Source organism: Nocardia sp. GP40 (assembly GCF_050434125.1).
GTDB lineage: Bacteria > Actinomycetota > Actinomycetes > Mycobacteriales > Mycobacteriaceae > Nocardia > Nocardia albiluteola.
Genome location: NZ_JBNPVW010000010.1, coordinates 131,135 through 148,069, shown reverse-complemented (window position 1 = coordinate 148,069; position 16,935 = coordinate 131,135). Strand labels below are relative to the sequence as shown.

15 protein-coding genes are annotated in these 16,935 nt (G+C 70.3%); 6 read left to right on the top strand and 9 right to left on the bottom strand.

Translation table 11 applies throughout. The annotated features are described in order from the left end of the window. The first annotated feature begins 23 nt into the window (after positions 1 to 23). A complete protein-coding gene (locus ABH933_RS28180; protein WP_429413073.1) occupies positions 24 to 776 on the top strand; it encodes a PadR family transcriptional regulator in 753 nt (250 codons plus the stop codon). Between the two features lie 25 nt (positions 777 to 801). Here ABH933_RS28180 and ABH933_RS28175 read toward each other — a convergent pair whose 3' ends face one another. Then, entirely contained in the window at positions 802 to 1,467 is a 666-nt protein-coding gene (locus ABH933_RS28175) for a class I SAM-dependent methyltransferase (protein ID WP_429413071.1), read from the bottom strand. 152 nt (positions 1,468 to 1,619) lie between these two features. On the opposite strand from ABH933_RS28175, the gene ABH933_RS28170 reads away from it, so the two are divergent. Beyond that, positions 1,620 to 2,849, top strand: a complete 1,230-nt coding sequence (locus ABH933_RS28170) for a bifunctional 3,4-dihydroxy-2-butanone-4-phosphate synthase/GTP cyclohydrolase II (RefSeq protein WP_429413069.1) — start codon at positions 1,620 to 1,622, stop codon at positions 2,847 to 2,849. Between the two features lie 26 nt (positions 2,850 to 2,875). On the opposite strand, the gene ABH933_RS28165 is transcribed toward ABH933_RS28170, so the two are convergent. Further along, the gene (locus ABH933_RS28165; protein WP_429415555.1) at positions 2,876 to 3,238 is read right to left on the bottom strand and encodes a hypothetical protein; all 363 of its coding nucleotides are present in this window, start codon (positions 3,236 to 3,238) and stop codon (positions 2,876 to 2,878) included. Between the two features lie 57 nt (positions 3,239 to 3,295). Further along, positions 3,296 to 4,207, bottom strand: coding sequence for an LLM class F420-dependent oxidoreductase (locus tag ABH933_RS28160; protein ID WP_215917725.1), 912 nt, complete (start codon positions 4,205 to 4,207; stop codon positions 3,296 to 3,298). Between the two features lie 121 nt (positions 4,208 to 4,328). Here ABH933_RS28160 and ABH933_RS28155 point away from each other — a divergent pair, with 121 nt between their 5' ends. Next, positions 4,329 to 6,653, top strand: coding sequence for a LuxR C-terminal-related transcriptional regulator (locus ABH933_RS28155; RefSeq protein ID WP_429413066.1), 2,325 nt, complete (start codon positions 4,329 to 4,331; stop codon positions 6,651 to 6,653). An 8-nt stretch (positions 6,654 to 6,661) separates the two neighbouring features. Here ABH933_RS28155 and ABH933_RS28150 read toward each other — a convergent pair whose 3' ends face one another. From ABH933_RS28150 to ABH933_RS28140, 3 genes are all read right to left on the bottom strand, one after another. Then, entirely contained in the window at positions 6,662 to 7,183 is a 522-nt protein-coding gene (locus tag ABH933_RS28150; protein WP_429413064.1) for a DinB family protein, read from the bottom strand. A gap of 69 nt (positions 7,184 to 7,252) precedes the next feature. Then, positions 7,253 to 8,191 (bottom strand): tyrosine-protein phosphatase, encoded by a 939-nt coding sequence (locus ABH933_RS28145; protein ID WP_429413062.1) that lies wholly within the window; start codon positions 8,189 to 8,191, stop codon positions 7,253 to 7,255. Positions 8,192 to 8,289: 98 nt separating this feature from the next. Continuing rightward, positions 8,290 to 10,665, bottom strand: a complete 2,376-nt coding sequence (locus tag ABH933_RS28140) for a PEP-utilizing enzyme (RefSeq protein ID WP_429455146.1) — start codon at positions 10,663 to 10,665, stop codon at positions 8,290 to 8,292. A 188-nt stretch (positions 10,666 to 10,853) separates the two neighbouring features. Here ABH933_RS28140 and ABH933_RS28135 point away from each other — a divergent pair, with 188 nt between their 5' ends. Both ABH933_RS28135 and ABH933_RS28130 read left to right on the top strand, forming a co-directional pair. Beyond that, complete coding sequence (locus ABH933_RS28135; RefSeq protein ID WP_429413058.1) at positions 10,854 to 11,882, top strand: glycoside hydrolase family 172 protein; 1,029 nt, start codon at positions 10,854 to 10,856, stop codon at positions 11,880 to 11,882. A gap of 65 nt (positions 11,883 to 11,947) precedes the next feature. Continuing rightward, positions 11,948 to 12,718, top strand: a complete 771-nt coding sequence (locus ABH933_RS28130) for a maleylpyruvate isomerase family mycothiol-dependent enzyme (RefSeq protein ID WP_429413056.1) — start codon at positions 11,948 to 11,950, stop codon at positions 12,716 to 12,718. Between the two features lie 44 nt (positions 12,719 to 12,762). Here the strand turns inward: ABH933_RS28130 and ABH933_RS28125 are convergent, their stop codons facing one another. After that, a complete protein-coding gene (locus ABH933_RS28125; protein WP_429413054.1) occupies positions 12,763 to 13,758 on the bottom strand; it encodes a GlxA family transcriptional regulator in 996 nt (331 codons plus the stop codon). A gap of 71 nt (positions 13,759 to 13,829) precedes the next feature. On the opposite strand from ABH933_RS28125, the gene ABH933_RS28120 reads away from it, so the two are divergent. Continuing rightward, entirely contained in the window at positions 13,830 to 15,233 is a 1,404-nt protein-coding gene (locus ABH933_RS28120; RefSeq protein WP_429413052.1) for an MFS transporter, read from the top strand. Between the two features lie 60 nt (positions 15,234 to 15,293). Here ABH933_RS28120 and ABH933_RS28115 read toward each other — a convergent pair whose 3' ends face one another. Together ABH933_RS28115 and ABH933_RS28110 are read right to left on the bottom strand one after the other, a co-directional pair. After that, a complete protein-coding gene (locus tag ABH933_RS28115; protein ID WP_215917712.1) occupies positions 15,294 to 15,767 on the bottom strand; it encodes a thioredoxin family protein in 474 nt (157 codons plus the stop codon). 272 nt (positions 15,768 to 16,039) lie between these two features. Further along, entirely contained in the window at positions 16,040 to 16,885 is an 846-nt protein-coding gene (locus ABH933_RS28110) for a glycosyl hydrolase family 32 (RefSeq protein WP_429413050.1), read from the bottom strand. Positions 16,886 to 16,935: the final 50 nt, after the last annotated feature.

Below are 16,935 nucleotides of genomic sequence, written 5' to 3'. Positions count from 1 at the left end.
TTCCTGGGCGATATAGTTCGATGATGAGATCTGGCGCCGACCTGCCGACCACCTCCTGGGCCGTGCTCGGGATGCTCTCGCATGCAGCCGGGCCGCGCACCGGCGGGCCCGAAGGAGGCAGCCTGCGTAACCACAGCGGGGACGGTAGGCCGACGGAGCTTGCGGAGTCGGCGGGGCGGGTGAACTCAGGGCCCTCGGAAGCGCCCGAATATGGCGAGCTGTCGGGGTACGACCTGAAGAAGTGGGCCGACTGGAGCCTGCAGTTCTTCTACTGGAGCCCCTCGTTCAGTCAGATCTACGCCGAGCTCAAGCGCCTGGAGAAACACGGCTACGTCACCTCCCGCACGGTGCTGAACGAGGACGGGATCCGCGGCAAGCGCATGTACGCGATCACGGCTGAGGGCCGGGAGGCGGTGTCGCACTGGGTCAATCACTCCCCCGTCGAGGCCCCGGTGCTCAAGCACAGCGTGATGCTGCGGGCCTGGCTGGGCCACCTCGCCGAGCCGGACCGGCTGCGCTCGATCCTCACCGAGCACATCGACAACGCGGAGACCCTGCGCCGGCGCGCCGAGGCCGACGCCGAGGGCTCGCACGCCAACCCGGACTGGGCCTTCCCGACCGCCGTGCTGCGCTGGTGCGTGCGCCATTACGAGGCCGAGCGCGAATTCGCCAAGGATCTGCTCGCGGATCTGGACAACCTGCAGAAGCAGAGTCGAAAGACGCAGGGCCGCACCAAGTCCCGATCGTCCAAGTCCACGCGCACCACGAAACCCTGAGGCCCGGAACCCGACCGGCGCCGACTCAGCGCCGCACGATGCGGGCCAGCCAGGCCGCGGCCCGGACGGTCCCGTCCGGCCCGGTGCTCACCCCGGCCAGCGACTCCGGCGACAGCGCCTCGGTGATCCGCCCGAGATACCGTGCGGGCCGCAGGTCCTCCAACTCCCATCCGGTGGTGAAGGATTCGCGGATCAGCCCGTCGCTGATCTGCGGACCGAAGCCCGGCTCGACGTCCGACAGGGCCAGCACGTGCACGCGGCCGCCCGGGGCGCACAACGCGTGCAGGGCGCGCACATAGCTCGCCCGGGCCGGCGGATTCTCCCGGAAGACGTGGAACAGCGCGCTGTCCACGGTGGTGTCGAAGACACCGAGCTCGGCGGCGAGGTCCGGATCATCGCCCATCGCCACCATGTCGGCGAGCTCGAACCGCGCGGCGGGCACCCCCTGGCCGGCGGCGTTGCGGCGCGCTAAGGCCAGGGCGCTGGGTGACAGGTCGACCCCGCGCACGTCGTAGCCCAGGCGCGTCAGCGCGATGGTGTGCTCACCGGCGCCGCAGCCGGCATCGAGCACCCGCCCGCGAATCCAGCCGTCGCGCTCGAGCGCGACGATCTCCGGTTGCGGCTGCCCGATCACCCAGGGCGCGGTATCGGTGTCGTAGACGTGGTTCCAGGACTCAACGGGGCGTGTCATGCACTCAGCGTGCGACCTCAACCGAAGTTCACGTCAAGCCGCCGCGCGCCGATCGCGGATGTCGGCGGACACCGATCCCGCTGACCGGAACATCACCTGGTAACTCAGCGGCCGGAATATTTCTATTAGGCATATACAAGGAGGTGGTCGGCATGACAGCTGAACTCGACTCGATCCAGGCCGCGGTGGCCGCGCTGGCGGGCGGCGGGCCCGTGCTGGTGGTCGATGACGAAGACCGCGAGAACGAGGGTGATCTGCTGCTCGCCGCCGAGTTGGCGACCGCGCAGACCGTCGGATTCCTGGTGCGCCACACCAGCGGTGTGCTGTGCGTGCCGATGCCGGGCGAGGATCTGGACCGGCTGGCGCTGCCCCCGATGACGGCGGTGAACGAGGATCCCAAGGGCACCGCCTACACCGTCTCGGTGGATGCGGCGGCCGGGATCACCACCGGCATCTCCGCCGCGGACCGCGCACACACCATGCGGCTGCTCGCCGACCCGCGCACCACGCCCGGCGACCTCACCCGCCCCGGTCACGTCTTCCCGCTGCGCGCCCATCCGCGCGGCGTCCTCGGGCGGCCCGGCCACACCGAGGCCGCGGTGGATCTACTGCGCCTGGCGGGGCTGCGCCCGGCGGGCGTGATCGCGGAGGTGGTGCAGGACGACGGTTCGATCGCGCGGCTGCCGGAACTGCTGATCCTGGCCCGCACGCACGGCATTCCGATCATCTCCATCGCCGATCTGATCGATCATCGAAATCGACTGGAGCGCACGGTGACCCGGCTCGCGGAAACCCGGATGCCCACGCGCTTCGGCGAATTCCGGCTCATGGGTTACCGAGACGACAGCGCGGACACCGAGCATCTGGCGATGGTCTTCGGCGATCCGAGCGGCGACGACGTCCTGACCCGGCTGCATTCGGAGTGCCTGACCGGCGACGCGTTCGGCTCGCTGCGCTGCGACTGCGGCGCCCAGCTGGAGGCCTCGCTGCGGGAGGTGGCTACCGCCGGCCGCGGCGTGGTGGTGTATCTGCGCGGGCAGGAGGGCCGCGGCATCGGATTGCTGAACAAGCTGCGCGCCTACGAATTACAGGACGACGGCGCCGACACCGTGGATGCCAACCTGCGATTGGGGCTGCCGATCGATGCCCGCCGCTACGACGCGGGCGCGCAGATCCTCGAGGATCTGGGCGTGAGGTCGGTGCGGCTGCTGAGCAACAACCCCGCCAAGCAGTTCGGCCTGGAGGCGCGCGGGATCCCGGTCACCCAGCGCATCCCCCTGCAGACCGATCCGACCGAACACAATGTGCACTACCTGCGCACCAAGCGCGATCGCATGCGGCATCAGCTCGAGGTGGCCGACGCGATCCCGGCGACGGGGTAATGCGTGCCCGAACGAAACCAGTTGTGTCAGAGACGGTTTTCGGCCAGCCAGCGCCGCGCCCGGGTCGGCGAGGCCCGGCACAGCCAGGCGTCCTGCACCACCTCGCGCAGCTCGTTCACGGCGAGCTCACCGAGCCTGCTCGCCCGCACCAGTACCGACAGATGGCCGTCGAAGTGCTTTGTGGTGAACCAGGGCGAGTCCGGATCCTGCACCAGCGCCAGCTTGTCGGACTCCGAGGGCACCCAGATCACGATCACGTCGGGATACCGCTCCCCGGTGTCCGGATCGACCGCGTCCGGGCGCGGGGTCCGGAAGAAGACGAACGACTTGTGCCCGACCTGGTAGACCGGATTTTCACCCGACCCGTACTCGACCGTGACGTACGGCATGGCCAGCGCCAGCTCGTGCACGTCGTCGACTCGCGCACGCCGGGGCCCGGCCACGGGTCAGTCCGCGAGCCGGGAGAGCACGGCGCGGGTGCGGTCGGCGTCCGGCCCGCCGGTGAACAGGGCCGCCACGAATTCGGTCGCGCCCGCGGCGACGACCTCGTGAATCCGTTGTGCCACCTGCTCTTCCGAGCCGATGATGGCCAGATCCGCCGGACCCGCGGCGCCCTCGCGGTCCATCATCTCCCGATACGACGGCAGCGTGTTGTACACGGAGAAGGCCTTCGCGGCCTTCTCGCGGGCGCCGTCCACGTCGTCGGTGACGCAGACCGGCAGCGAGCACACCACGCGCGGCGCGGGCCGGTTCGCCTCGGCCGCCGCGGCGGTGATGATCGGCGCGATGTGGTCGCGGATGGTGGCCGGGCCGGTCATCCAGAGCACGGTGCCGTCGGTCGCGCGGCCCGCGAGCTTCAGCATCGCCGGGCCCATCGCGGCCAGCAGCACCGGGACCGTCCCCTCGTTCGGCACGGACAGGGCCAGATTGCCCGTGACCGTCTCGCCCGCGAAGGCGACCGGCTTGCCCTCCAGCAGGGGCATCAGCACCGACAGATACTCCTTCATGTGCCGGGCGGGCCGTTCGAAGTCGTAGCCGAACATGTTCTCGATCACGATCCGATGCGACAGGCCGATACCGAGCGTCAGCCGGCCCGGGCCGGTAGCCAGCGCGGCGGTGCGTGCCTGCTGAGCCAGCGCCCCGGGGTGGCGCGGATAGGTGGGCACCACGGCGGTGCCGATCTCGATGCCGGGCACCTGACTGCCCGCGACGGCGAGCGCGGTGAGCGCGTCGACGCCGAAGATGTTCGCCAGCCAGGCCGAATCGAGACCCTCGTCGGCGGCGCGGCGCAGCTCGTCGGTGAGGGCGCGGAGCCCATCCGATCCGGTCGGTTCGCTCAGCTGAATGCCGATCCGCACGGTAGGCCTCCTGGGGACGGTGGGTGGCGTGTCGATACGCCACTCAGCGTATCGCCCAGAAGCGGTGCGGTCCGGCCGGGGACGGTCCGCGCGCGACCGGTTCCCGTATAGGGTTGCGGGCATGGCGCGGCGTGTCACCGGGAATCTTCCCGCCGAGGTCACCAGCTTCGTCGGCCGCCACGACGAACTGGCCGCCGCGCGGCGACTCCTGCCGACCACGCGGGTCCTGACGCTGCTCGGACCCGGCGGGGTTGGTAAGACCCGCCTGTCCCGGCAGCTGGGCTCGGCGGTGGGGCGAGCCTTTCGCGACGGGGTATGGCTCGTCGAACTGGCCGATGTGCGCGATCCGGACCTGGTGACGCTCAGCGTCGCCGAGGCCCTGAATCTGCGCGACGACACCACCGACCCGCTGCCGCGGCTGCTGGAATTCCTGGCCGGGCGGCGGCTGCTGCTGATCCTGGACAACTGCGAACACCTCATCGACGCGTGCGCCGCGGTGACCGAGCGCATCGTCACCGCGACCGACGACGTGCGCGTCGTGGCCACCAGCCGGGAGGTGCTGGGCATCGGGGGCGAGCAGGTGATGCCGGTGCCGCCGCTGCCGGTCGGCGACCGGCCCGGCGCGTCCGGGACCACGGCCGATCGGGACGCCGACAGCGATGCGGTGCGGCTGCTGGTCGAGCGCGCGAGCGCCGTCACACCGGGATTCGCCAGCACGCCGGCCAATCGGGCGACGCTGGCGCAGATCTCGCGCCGGCTGGACGGGATGCCGCTGGCACTCGAGCTGGCGGCGTTGCGATTCCGGGTGTTCAGCCCGGCCCAGATCCTGGATCGCCTGGACGACACCATGGACCTGCTGCGCTCGGGCCCCCGCACGGCGCCGCAGCGGCAGCAGACCATCGAGGGCGCGATCCGCTGGAGCTATGAGCTGTGCACTCCCGCCGAACAGGTGCTGTGGCAGCAACTCTCGGTCTTCGCGGGCGGTCTGGACATCGATGCCGCCGAGGCCGTGTGCACGCTGCCCGGGGCCGATCCGGACCTGCTCGGCGCGCTCACCGGCCTGGTCGACAAGTCGGTGCTGGTATTGCGCTCCGAGGAGGACTTCGCCAGATATTCGATGCTGGAACCAATTCGGCAGTTCGGGCACGACCGGCTGCTCGAATCCGGCGCCGAGGCCGCGGTCCGGGCGCGGCACCGCGACCACTACCGGCGCCTGGCGCTGCGCGGCCAGCGCGCCTACGGCAACGCCGAGGACCTGGACTGGTTCCGCACCCTGGCCCGCGAGCACGCGAATATGCGTTCGGCCCTGCAGTTCTCGCTCACCGATGCCCCCGAGCTGGCCATGGACGCCGCCACCGCGCTGCGGCCGTACTGGGAGCACTACCGGTTCCTGTCCGAGGGCTATCGCTGGCTCACCGACGCGCTGGCCCGCACGCCGACGACCGCCTCGCCCGAACGCGCGCGCGGGCTGGCCTCGGCGGCCTCGCTGGCCGCGCTGCTGGCCGACCGCGAGTCCGCGGCCCGGCTGACCGACGAAAGCGTCACGATGGCAACGGAACTGGGCACCGCCGACGTACTGGCCGAGGCGCGGCTGGACGCGGCACTGATCGCCTTCGCCGACGGCGACACCGGCCGGGCGCTCGCACTGTCGGACCAGGCCGTCGCCCTGGCTCGCGAGGCGGGCGTCGCCGCCACCGAAATGGACAGTCTCTCCTTCGGATTCATGTGCGCGACCCTGCTGGAGGACGATCGCTCGACCGCGATCGCCGAGGCGTTCCGGGCGATGACCGAGCGCCGGGGCCCCCACATGCTCGGCGGCCTGGCCCTGTGGTCGGTAGGGATCGATCACTGGCGGCACGGCAATCAGGATGCCGCCGCGGCGTTCATGAGCCGCGCGGTCGAGACATTCGCCGATTTCGACCGGTGCGTATGGCTGGCCTCGGTCTTCGACGGGATGGCCTGGTCTGCCGCCGCGCGCGGGGATATGGAGCGCTCGGCCCGGCTGATGGGCGCGGCGCTGACGTTGCAGCGCAGCACCGTGCGCCTGGCCCACACCATCACCACCGCGATCGGCGACAAGGTACGCGTGCGGGTCCGGGATGCACTGGGCGAGGAGGAATTCCGCGCGGCCTACGACAGCGGGTCGGCGCTGCCGCTACCCGCCGCCATCGACTACGCCCTGGGCCGCACCACCGAGGCCGCGCCGACCCTGACACCGGATACCGTGCAGCCCAAGCGAATCGACAGCGCCACCCCCGCGGTGCTCACCCGCCGCGAGACGGACGTCGCGCGCCTGATCGCCGCCGGGTACAGCAACAAGCGCATCGCCACGGAGCTGGTCATCTCGGTCCGCACCGCGGAAACCCACGTCGACCACATCCTGACCAAGCTCGACTTCACCTCCCGCACCCAGATCGCCGCCTGGGCGCACGAACACGACCTGTGAGGCCGGGTTCAGGCGCCGGTGACGCCGTCGATGCGTTCGCGCAACAGGTCGGCGTGGCCGTTGTGGCGGGCGTACTCTTCGATCATGTGCTGGTAGACCCAGCGCAGGCTCAGCCGGGCGCCCGAGCGCGGGTGGACGAAGGTGTGCTCGAGGGGCAGTGTGGCCACCGCCTCGTCGCTGAGCCGGATTTCGGTGTGGAACAGAGCGATATCGCGCTCGGGATCCGCGTCGGCGAGGTCGTCGAAGTCGCCGTCGGGGTGCTCGGCGGTGGAATAGGGGGCCCGCACCTCCTGGCCCGCCGAGCGATGCCGGAACCACGCCTGCTCCACCTCGGTCATGTGCCGGATCAGGCCCAGCAGCGACATCGCGGACGGCTCGACGCTGCGGGTCTTCAGCTGCTCCGCGGTCAGGCCGCGGCACTTCCACAGCAGCGTGGCCCGATGGAAATCCAGCCACGACTGCAGCGTCTCGCGCTCGCCGCCCTCCGCCATCGCACGGGTGCGCTGCACCTCGGGAACGGTCCAAGTCATGTCCCGACCCTAGAGCGCCCGCCGCCGCGGCGACACCGAATTCCGGGGTCGCCGCGGCGGCTGGGTGAGTCAGTGCCCGGAGCTGTCGACCAGCTTGGCCGTCAGCGCCTGCCGGGTCGCGGCATCGATGCCGAGCCCGTTGGACAGGAAGCCGTCGAGGGATCCGAACGACCTGCTCGCCTGGTCGAACGCCGCGTCCAGGAAGTCGCGCTGCACACCGAGGATCGGGGCCAGCAGGGAGGGATCGGTGACCAGGCCCGCCTTCTGCAGTGCCGCCAGCTCGGCCTGGTTCGAGGCCGCCAGGTACTGGTTGGAGGCCAGGTAGTCGTTGTAGATCAGGCCCCTGGGCACGCCGAGCGCAGTCATCACCAGGGCCGTCATCCAGCCGGTCCGGTCCTTGCCCGCCGTGCAGTGGTAGAGCACCGCGCTCGGTGCGTGGGCCAGATCCTTTATGGCCGTGGCGAATTGGGCGCGCGCGGTGGCGTCGGTGACCATCCAGCGGTAATAGTTGCTCATCAGCGCTACGCCCTTGCCGCCGCCGAGGTTCGCCTGCTGCGCCTGCGGGCCGCCGTCGATGATCTTCTCGATCTGCAGGTAGAAGTCGTTGCTCGGATTCCACACCGGCAGTGCCTGATACGAGATCGAGGACGGCAGCTGGTCGGGGGCGGCCTTCACCTCGTTCGGGCTGCGGAAGTCCAGGACCGTGCCGATATTGTGTGAGGCCAGCGCCTGCTGGTCGGCCGCGGTGAGCTTGTTCAGCGCGTCGCTGCGAAACACCTGGCCGTAGCGGATCATTCCACCCTGCTGGGTCGGATAGCCGCCGATGTCACGGGCATTCGGCGCGGTGGCGATTCCCAGGGTATGAATACCGGACGCGGTGGCCGTCGGCGCCATGTGGACGATGGCGGCGGGCTCGGCCGAGGCCGCGGTGGTGACCACCGGGCACAGCGCCAGTAACGCCGCCGCCGCACCGGCCATCGGCGCGCGCAGGACATGTGAAATCGACATATGTTCCCCTCTTCTGTGTCGGGCCCATGCAGGTCGCCGGGCCCGGACCCGTCCGCGTGGCCTCACGCGGAACGTCGTTGCGCCCCAGCGCCGTTACGCTACGCATCGGCGAGGACCGTGATGGTGCCCGCCGCCCCGTCCACCCGCACGCGCTGGCCGTCGACCAGGCCGGTGCTGGCGGTCTTCGTGTCCACCACACAGGGAATGCCGAATTCACGCGCGACGATCGCCGCATGCGAGGCCGCGCCCCCGATATCGGTGACCACCGCCCCGGCGTAGGCGAACATCGCGGTGTGACCGGTGTCCGTAACCGGGGCCACCAGGATGTCGCCGGGTTCGATGTCGTCGTCCTGGGACAGCATGAGCTTCACGGTGCCCTCGACCACGCCCGCGCTCACGCCCAGGCCGGTGAGGGTTTCGCCGATGGCGAGCGCACCCGATACCGCCTCGGGCTCCCAGGTGCCGATGATCAACTCGGGCATGCGGATTCCCTGCAGGCGCGTCCGCTCAGCGCGGCGGCGAGCTACCCGATCGGCCAGATCCTCAGGAGCCCAGAGGATTTCGTCCAGCGTCAGGTACGCCGAATCCTCGGCCTCGCGCAGCAGTCCGGCGCGGATCAGCCGTGCGGCCCGCTCCCGGGTGGCCATGCGCAGGCAGTTGGTCAGGCGCACCACCGCATCGCGAGCGCGCTCCCGATACACCTGCGCGCCGACCGCCATCGCCGCGGTGCGGCCCTTGGGCGCTGCCACCGGATCACGGTGTGGGGCAGGCAGTTCCGCGGCCCGAGCCGCCGCGGTCACCAGCAGTCCGGGACGGTCGCCGAACGGCAGGTTGAGCAGTTCGCACTCGCCGGGACCGCGATGGCCGATCCGGGCCAGCTCCTGATCGAGCGCGGCGGCGAAATCCGGGGACTTCTCGCGTGCCGCGGCCACATCGCCGGTGCGGGCCACGGCCTGCAGCCCGGCATCCGCGCGGCACAGCGCGGCGAGCCGCTCGACCGCCAGCATCGGCTTGGCCGATTCCAGGCGATCCAGATCGATCTTCACCTCGCCCTTGTGCGTCGCCGCGGCCGCGCCGACCAGCATGACGCCGATGGCCGCGGCCTGCCAGGCCTGATTGAGGCGGTCGCGCCACAGCAGCGCGCGGACATGCAGTTGCTCGTCGGCGAGCTCACCGATCTCGGTGCGGGTCAGCGCCTCTCGATGGGAGGCCGCGTTGATGAGTTCGGCGGTCTCCCGGTATTTCAGGGCGGTCGCCGCGACCCGGCCGGTCGCGGTGAGCGTGCCCATCCGCCCGGCCAGACCCGTCGGCATCGGCGGGGGGCCCTGCGGCTGCAGCGGCACCTCGGCCGGGATGGCGCCGTAGACGTCCCTGCGGATGGTCTCCTCGTCCCAGCCGGGCATGTTCGCCGCGGCCAGCACACCGATGGAGGCGTTGATGTAGAAGTTGTGGCCCAGCACCGAGGTGACGCGGGATACCCAGTGTTCCAGGGCTATTCCCTCCAGCGCGATCATGTGGCCCATGGCCTCGTTGCCCAGCCGGATCGCGCCTGCCTGCAGATCGATCGTCAGCGGGGTCATCGGGCCCGGCATCGCCTCGGAGGTGTTGGTGGCGGTGCACACCGGGATGCGGGGATCGATGCGATCGTCGAATTCGCCCTCCCAGCCCTCGGGTGCGGCATCGACCAGCGGGCCGTCGTCGGAGACCGGGGATCGGGACGGCACGACGTGCGCGGGCAGCGGGATATGTCCTGCGCGAGTGGCGAATCCGTCGCCGGACGGCTTGCGGCCGGCGAGACCGCGGGCGATGTCCTCGAGCACCTCGAGGGCGTTCCAGCCGCAGCGGAAGCCCCAATCCTGCTGCGCGGCAGTAGTATCCAGCCATGGCGGGACGATTCCCGAACCGTCGCGCACATCCGAGGATCCCAGTGCCCGCCGCGCGTCCGCCGCGGAGACCTCGCCGGGAGCGGCCAAATCGACCACGCCGGAGCGATCCCCGGTCGCGGCCAGCACCAGGAAGCGCTCGAGATCGTCGGTGTGCAGCAGCTGAACACCCTGCGGCGCGGGCGTTCCCAGCAGGGTCCGCACGACGGTCCGGCCGCCGGACTCCACTCGGCGCCCGGCGACCAGCGCGGTGCGAACGAGCAGGGCCGCCTCCGATCCGGCCAGCGCGGCGGCCACCGCGGTGTCCTCCCCGGCCAGCGCGGGAACGATGACCCGTGCACCCGCCGCGCGCGCCGCCGTCGCCACCGCCGCGACCGGCCGGCCCGACAGGTGAATGATGCTGTCGCAGCCCTCGATCGCCGCGGCCACCGTCGCCGCGTCGGCGCAGTCGCCGACCCGGACCGGCACCCGGGGATCGACGTAGCGATGGCGCCGGACGTCCAGGCCCGCGACCTCGTGGCCCGCGGCCAGCAGCATGCGCGCCACTGCGCGACCGGTGGGCTCGGTGATTCCGGTGATCAGAACCCGCATCGACTCATTCCTCCTCGCGGCCCACGAATGGACGTGATGCCGTTCACACACCTTCACCACCACAGCGTCCCGGGATCGGGTCAAGTCTCGGTCAGCGAGACCCCGGGATTGCTGATCGGGACCCGCACCGGTAGGCCGGTCCGGCGATTTACCTCCGCCCCCCGCCCGGGCGTGCAAAAATCCGCTAGGTGCACGAGATATGGCGGCTCGATCAGGGACGAACCCGCTCCATCAGCCCGGAGAATCCGACGGGCGCGCCCGGGGCGGGCGGCCGCGCGACAACCGGAACCGGTGCGGGCGCGGCCGGAGACCTCGGCGTCGGATGGAAGGTGTCCCCCTCGATCGATCTCGCGGCGGGGCAGACCGCGACGCTAGCCGATATCGAGGGCCCCGGGATCATCCGGCACTTCTGGCTCACCACCGACCGCACCGCGCTGCAGGACATCACACTGCGGGTCTACTGGGACACCGATTCCGAACCGGCCGTGGACCTGCCGCTGGGCTCGTTCTTCTGCAACGCGTGGGACCAACTGGCACTGGTTGATTCGGAGATGATGGTGGTCGCCCCGGCGGGCGGCCTGAACAGCTACTGGCCCATGCCCTTTCGCGCACACGCCCGCATCACGCTGACCAACGGCGGCGATCACGCGGTTCCGGTCTACTACCAGGTGACCTATCTGGAACAGGATGTGCCGCGCGCGGCCGGCTATCTGCACGCACGGTGGCAGCGCAGTAATCCGCTGGGGCATCCGGCCGTGCACACCGTCCTGGACGACATTCCCGGCCCGGGCCGGTATGTCGGGACGTACCTGGCGATCTCGCCCAACGCCCCGGGCTGGTGGGGCGAGGGCGAGATGAAGTTCTACCTCGACGGCGACACCGAATTCCCCACGATCTGCGGCACCGGCACCGAGGACTATTTCGGCGGGGCATGGAATTTCGATCTCGACAACGCCTATCGCACATACTCGACGCCGTATCTGGGATTGGTGCAGGTGCTACCGCCGGACCAGATCTATCAGCCGCAGCAGCGATTCGGCATGTACCGCTGGCACGTGCAGGATCCCATCTGCTTCGACCGCGGCCTGCGGGTCACCCTGCAGGCCCTGGGCTGGGGCAATGACGGCAAGTATCTCCCACTCGAGGACGCCGATATCGCCACTACCGCCTGGTGGTATCAGCATCGCTCGGTCACCGGACGCAGGCAGCGGCCCTGATCGTCGCGCCCTGCGGTGCAGCTCGGCCGTAGTCATCCGGATTCCGGTCCAGTACGGTCGAATTCGTGACCACACTCGACACGTCCGCGGTGCGCGGCGCGCTGCTGGCCGAGAACGACCGGCTCGCCGAGCTCTACCTGTCGACCGACCCGGCCACCCCGATTCCGGCGTGCCCGGGCTGGTCGCTGGCCAATCTGGTGGCCCACGTCGGGGGCGGGCACCGGTGGGCCGCCGCGATGGTGACCGATCGCGCCACCGAGCGCCTGGACTTCGCCGAGGTGCCCGGTATCCGCCGCCCACACGAGGTCCAGGAGGCCGCCCGGTGGCTGCGTGAGGGCGCGCGGGCGGTCATCGAGGCGGTCGACGCCACCGGCCCCGACGCGCCGGTGTGGACGCCGTTCGGGGGCCCGCGCCCGGCCGAGTGGTGGGTGCGCCGGCGGTTGCACGAGGTGACCGGGCATCGCGCGGACGCACTGCTGGCCCTGGACCGCACGGTGGACCTCGAGGGCGCGCTGGGCGCCGACGGCCTCTCCGAACTGCTGAGCATCATCGAGGGCGCCTCGGCACAGCCGGACATCGCGCGGTTCACCCACCCGCTGGACGAGGGAACGCTCGCGCTGCACTCCACCGACGGCCACGGCGGATGGTTCGTCCACCGTGCGGGGGACGGGATCGCGTGGACCACCGAACAGCACGCGGCCTCGGTCACCGTCGCGGGTACGGCCACCGATCTGTACCTGTTGCTGTTGCGCCGCATCCCGGCCGACCACCCGGCACTGACGGTGTCCGGCGATCCGAAGGTCCTCACCACCTGGCTCGAGCGGACCGCGTTCTGACCGGTGTGCTTGCGCCACACCGCAATTCAGGTCGTAGCGACAATTCAGGTCGTGACGACCTCGTGCCTGCCGGACCGATACGAGCGGCGATACTCGCTCGGTGAGACGCCGACCTCGCGGCCGAAATGGGCGCGTAGATTGGCGGCGCTGCCCAGGCCGCAGCGCTCGGCGACGATGTCGACCCCGAGATCGGTGGCCTCCAGCAGTTCCCGGGCGCGAATGAGGCGCTGAGTGAGCAGCCACTGCAGCGGGGTGGCGCCGAGTTCGGCGTGGAAGCGCCGCGCCAGCGTCCGCTCGCCGAGCCCGGCCCGCTTGGCGAGATCGCCTACGGTCAGCGGACTTTCGAGGCGCTCCAGCGCCCATTGCAGGGTGGCGGTGAGCCCGGAATCGGCCGCGGCGGCGAGCGGCACCGGCGAGGGCACATACTGTGCCTGCCCGCCCGCGCGGTGGGGCGGCACCACCATGCTGCGGGCCACGGCGTTGGCGACCTGGGCGCCGAGATCCTTGCGGATCAGGTGGATACACAGATCCATGCCGGCCATCGTGCCCGCGCTGGTCAGGATCCGGCCGTCGTCGATGTAGAGCACCGACGAGTCGACGTCCAGCCGGGGAAACCGATCCAGCAGCGCGGCAACGTGTTTCCAGTGCGTGGTCATGCGGTGCCCCTCCAGCAGCCCGGCCGCGGCGAGCACGAACGCGCCCGAGCACAGCGCCACCACCCGCGCCCCCGCCTCGTACGCCGCGCGCACGGCCTCCACCAGATCCGCCGGAGGGTCCTGCCGCACATCGGGAGTGGCCGGCACGATGACGGTCTCGGCGGCGATCAGATCGTCGTAGTCGTAATCGGTGAGCGTCACGAACGGATCCCGCAGTGTCGCATGGCGTGTGCCGCGCGGCCCACACAGTCGCAGGTCGTACCAGCCCGCGGCGTCCACGCCCGGGGGCGGCTCGAAGAACACCTGATACGGAATGGCCACCTCGAAGATGGGCTGCCCGGGGGCGACGGCGATCGCAATGGTTCCGGCGCGATTCTCGGTCATGTCAGTAATCTAGCGTATGTTGTCGTTTCTGACACTTCTCGCCGAGATTCTATGGCGGAATAGTTGCACCCATGACAGTTACCGCCAGCGTCAAGACGCCACAGTCCCCACCGGTCACCGGGTCGCCGCGGCGATGGCGGGTCCTGGCCGTGGCCGCCGTCGCCCAGTACCTGGCCATCCTGGATCTGTTCGCGGTCACGGTGGCCTTCCCGACACTGCAGGCCTCGTTCGGCCATGCCGGAGCCGGCACGGTCTCCTGGGTGCTCAATGCCTACACGATCGTGATGGCCGCGCTGCTGGTCCCCGCGGGCCGCCTCGCCGACGACACCGGCCGCAAGCGCGGATTCCTCATCGGCATAGCGCTTTTCGGGCTGGCGTCGATCGCGTGCGCCGCCGCACCGAGCCTGGGCCTGCTGATCGCGGCCCGCATCGCGCAGGCGGTGGCCGCGGCACTGCTGGTGCCGACCGGACTGGGACTGGTGCTGCCCGTGTTCGACAGTCGCGAACACGCGACGGTGATGGGAATCTGGACCGCGATCGCCGCCGCCGGAGCGGGCAGCGGACCGGTCATCGGCGGGCTGCTGCTGCAGGCCGGGTGGCGCTGGATCTTCCTGCTGAACGTCCCGTTCACGGTGGCGGCCTTCGCATTCGGGCTGCGAGTGCTGCCCGATATCCGCCAGCAGGCCAAGCGGCGCCTGGATCTGCTCGGAGCCGCGCTGATCCTGGGCGCGACCGCGGCACTGACCACCGTCTTCGTGCAGGCCGCCACCTGGGGGTACACCTCCCCCGCCACGGCGGGCATGCTGGTCGCGGCGGTGGCCCTCGGCGCCGTGTTCGCCTGGCACGTGCGGCGGCACCCGGATCCGGTGGTGAGCCCGGTCATCCTGCGGCACAAGCCGTTCCGCATCGCCACCGCCGGAGTGTTCAGCTACTACCTGGGTTTCGCGGCGCTGATCCTGTCGGGGACGCTGTTCCTGAGCGAGCGGTGGCACTATTCGCAGCTGAACGCCAGCCTGGGCATCGCGCCCATCCCGATCGCCTGCCTGCTGCTGTCGCCGCTGTCGGGGCGCATCGTGGCCCGCATCGGCGCCCGCGCCTCGGCCGCCCTGGGCGGCGCGACCATTGCCGCGGGCGTGGCCTGGTGGATCGCAACCTCCGGATTCTCCACCTCGTACCCGGTGGAGTTCCTGCCCGGCGCGATCCTGGCCGGGGCGAGCACCGCCCTGCTGCAGCCGCCGCTCTTCGGCGCCTCGGCGCTGCTGCCCGCGGACCAGCTATCGCTGGGCTCGGGCACGCTGATGATGGCGCGGCAGACCAGTTCCGCACTGGGCGTGGCGATTCTGACCGCCATCCTGGCCCGCACCGCGGTGCCCGGGCTGAACGACTACCGCACAGGCTGGGCGTTCATGATGGTCGTCGGGCTGCTCGCGGCGGGCGCCGGGCTGGCGTACCGGCCCGAGGCGCGTACCGCCTGAACCGAATTCGACTGTGGCGCATCCGTAAATCCTCGGATGCGCCACAGTTGTGTGTGAAACTCAGCGGGCGACGAGCCCGGGCCAGCCGTAGCGCAGGGGCCCGGCCGCAATCCCCGCGCCGCGCACGACAACCGCGGCCTGCTGCTTCGGAGCATTGGTGACCTGTGCGAGCTCGGGGTGCATGGCGGTCAGCTCGCGCCGGACATCGTCCATGTTCAGCCACATGATTTCCTGGACGATCTCCTCGAGCTGCCCGGCGTTCTTGAAGCCGGGCGAGGAGTAGACCGGCAGACCCTCCCGGAAGGCCAGGAGCGTGGGCAGGCTCTGGATCTGCGCGGTGGCCGACAGCTGCTGTTCGGCATCGGCGTCGACGGTGGCGTGCAGGATGTCCGGATGCATCCGCGAGGACTCCTCGTACACCGGCGCGAATTTGGTGCACCAGCCGCACCAGGTCGCCCAGAAATCGACGAGCACGATGCCACCCTTGGCAATGGTGGGCTGAAAGGTCTGCTGCGTCAGCGGTTGTGTCGGCATGCGGCCCTCCCGGCTCTCGAAATCGAACTCGCCCGTACAGCCGGATTCTTCCACGAATTCCGGGCCGCGTCATCGTCGCGGGTGGCTGCTGACCAATTCGAACACCTATCCGATATCGCTCACCAGCATCAATACGTCTCGACTATAGCCAACTCCGGTCGTGCCGACCGGCGGCCGTATCGGATTGCGGACACAGCGGCGCTCGCCTGCGAGTGAATTCCTGTGCAATCGGCACGCGGCATTCCGGCACATCGTTCGCTGGAACCGGTCGATCAGGCGCGGTCCGGAAAGTGCAACGGCGCGATGTGGACCCCGCCCTGTCCCCAGCCCGCACTGGTGATCCACCACGTGCCATCGTCCTGCAGGATCTCCGCGGCGTGCGCGTGGATGTGGCCCACGCGATCCTCGGGCCGGAAGTGCAGCGGATCATCGCTGCGGAAGACATCGGTGCCGACATAGTCCGGGCGCGGACCGATGAACAGATACCAGGAATCGTTGTGGCGCACCACGAACGGCGATTCCGTCGGACCGGCGCCGGTGCCGGTCGCGGGATCGGTGTACGCGATCGCACGCTCACTCCAGTGCACGAGGTCGATGCTGGTCCGGTAGGCGACCACATGGTTGCCGCCGGCGGGGTCGCTGGTGGCGCAGTAGTACATGACCCAGCGGTCCCCGATGCGCAGCACCATCGGATCGCGGGCGTCGTAACCGTCGCGGAACTGTGGACCCTCCGGATGCCTGGTCCAGGTCCGCAGATCGGTGGAGATCGCCAGGTTCATCGCGGTCCCCGTGCGATCCTCGCCGCCGCCGTCGTAGTACATGAAATACCGTGCGCCGTCGTAGATTACGTACGGCGCCCACAGGTGGGTCTCCCCGTAGTCGCGATCCACCCGCAACGCGGGCGGCCGCCCGGTCCACGGCCCGAGCAGCGTATCGGCGCCGGCGTGCGCGAATTCGGTCTCGTCCCAGGGGTCCGCGGGCTCGGGATGGGTGATCCCGAACAGATGCCAGCGCCCGGACTCGTCGCGTATCAGGGTGTGATCGTTGATGTACCAGCGCTGTTCGCGGCCCTCGCTCGGATCGTAGAGGAGCCGGAAGGAGCCCGCTGTGACCTGCATACCGCCTACGGTGCCGTCTCGGGCCCTCGCGCACACCCCGACACGCTGAG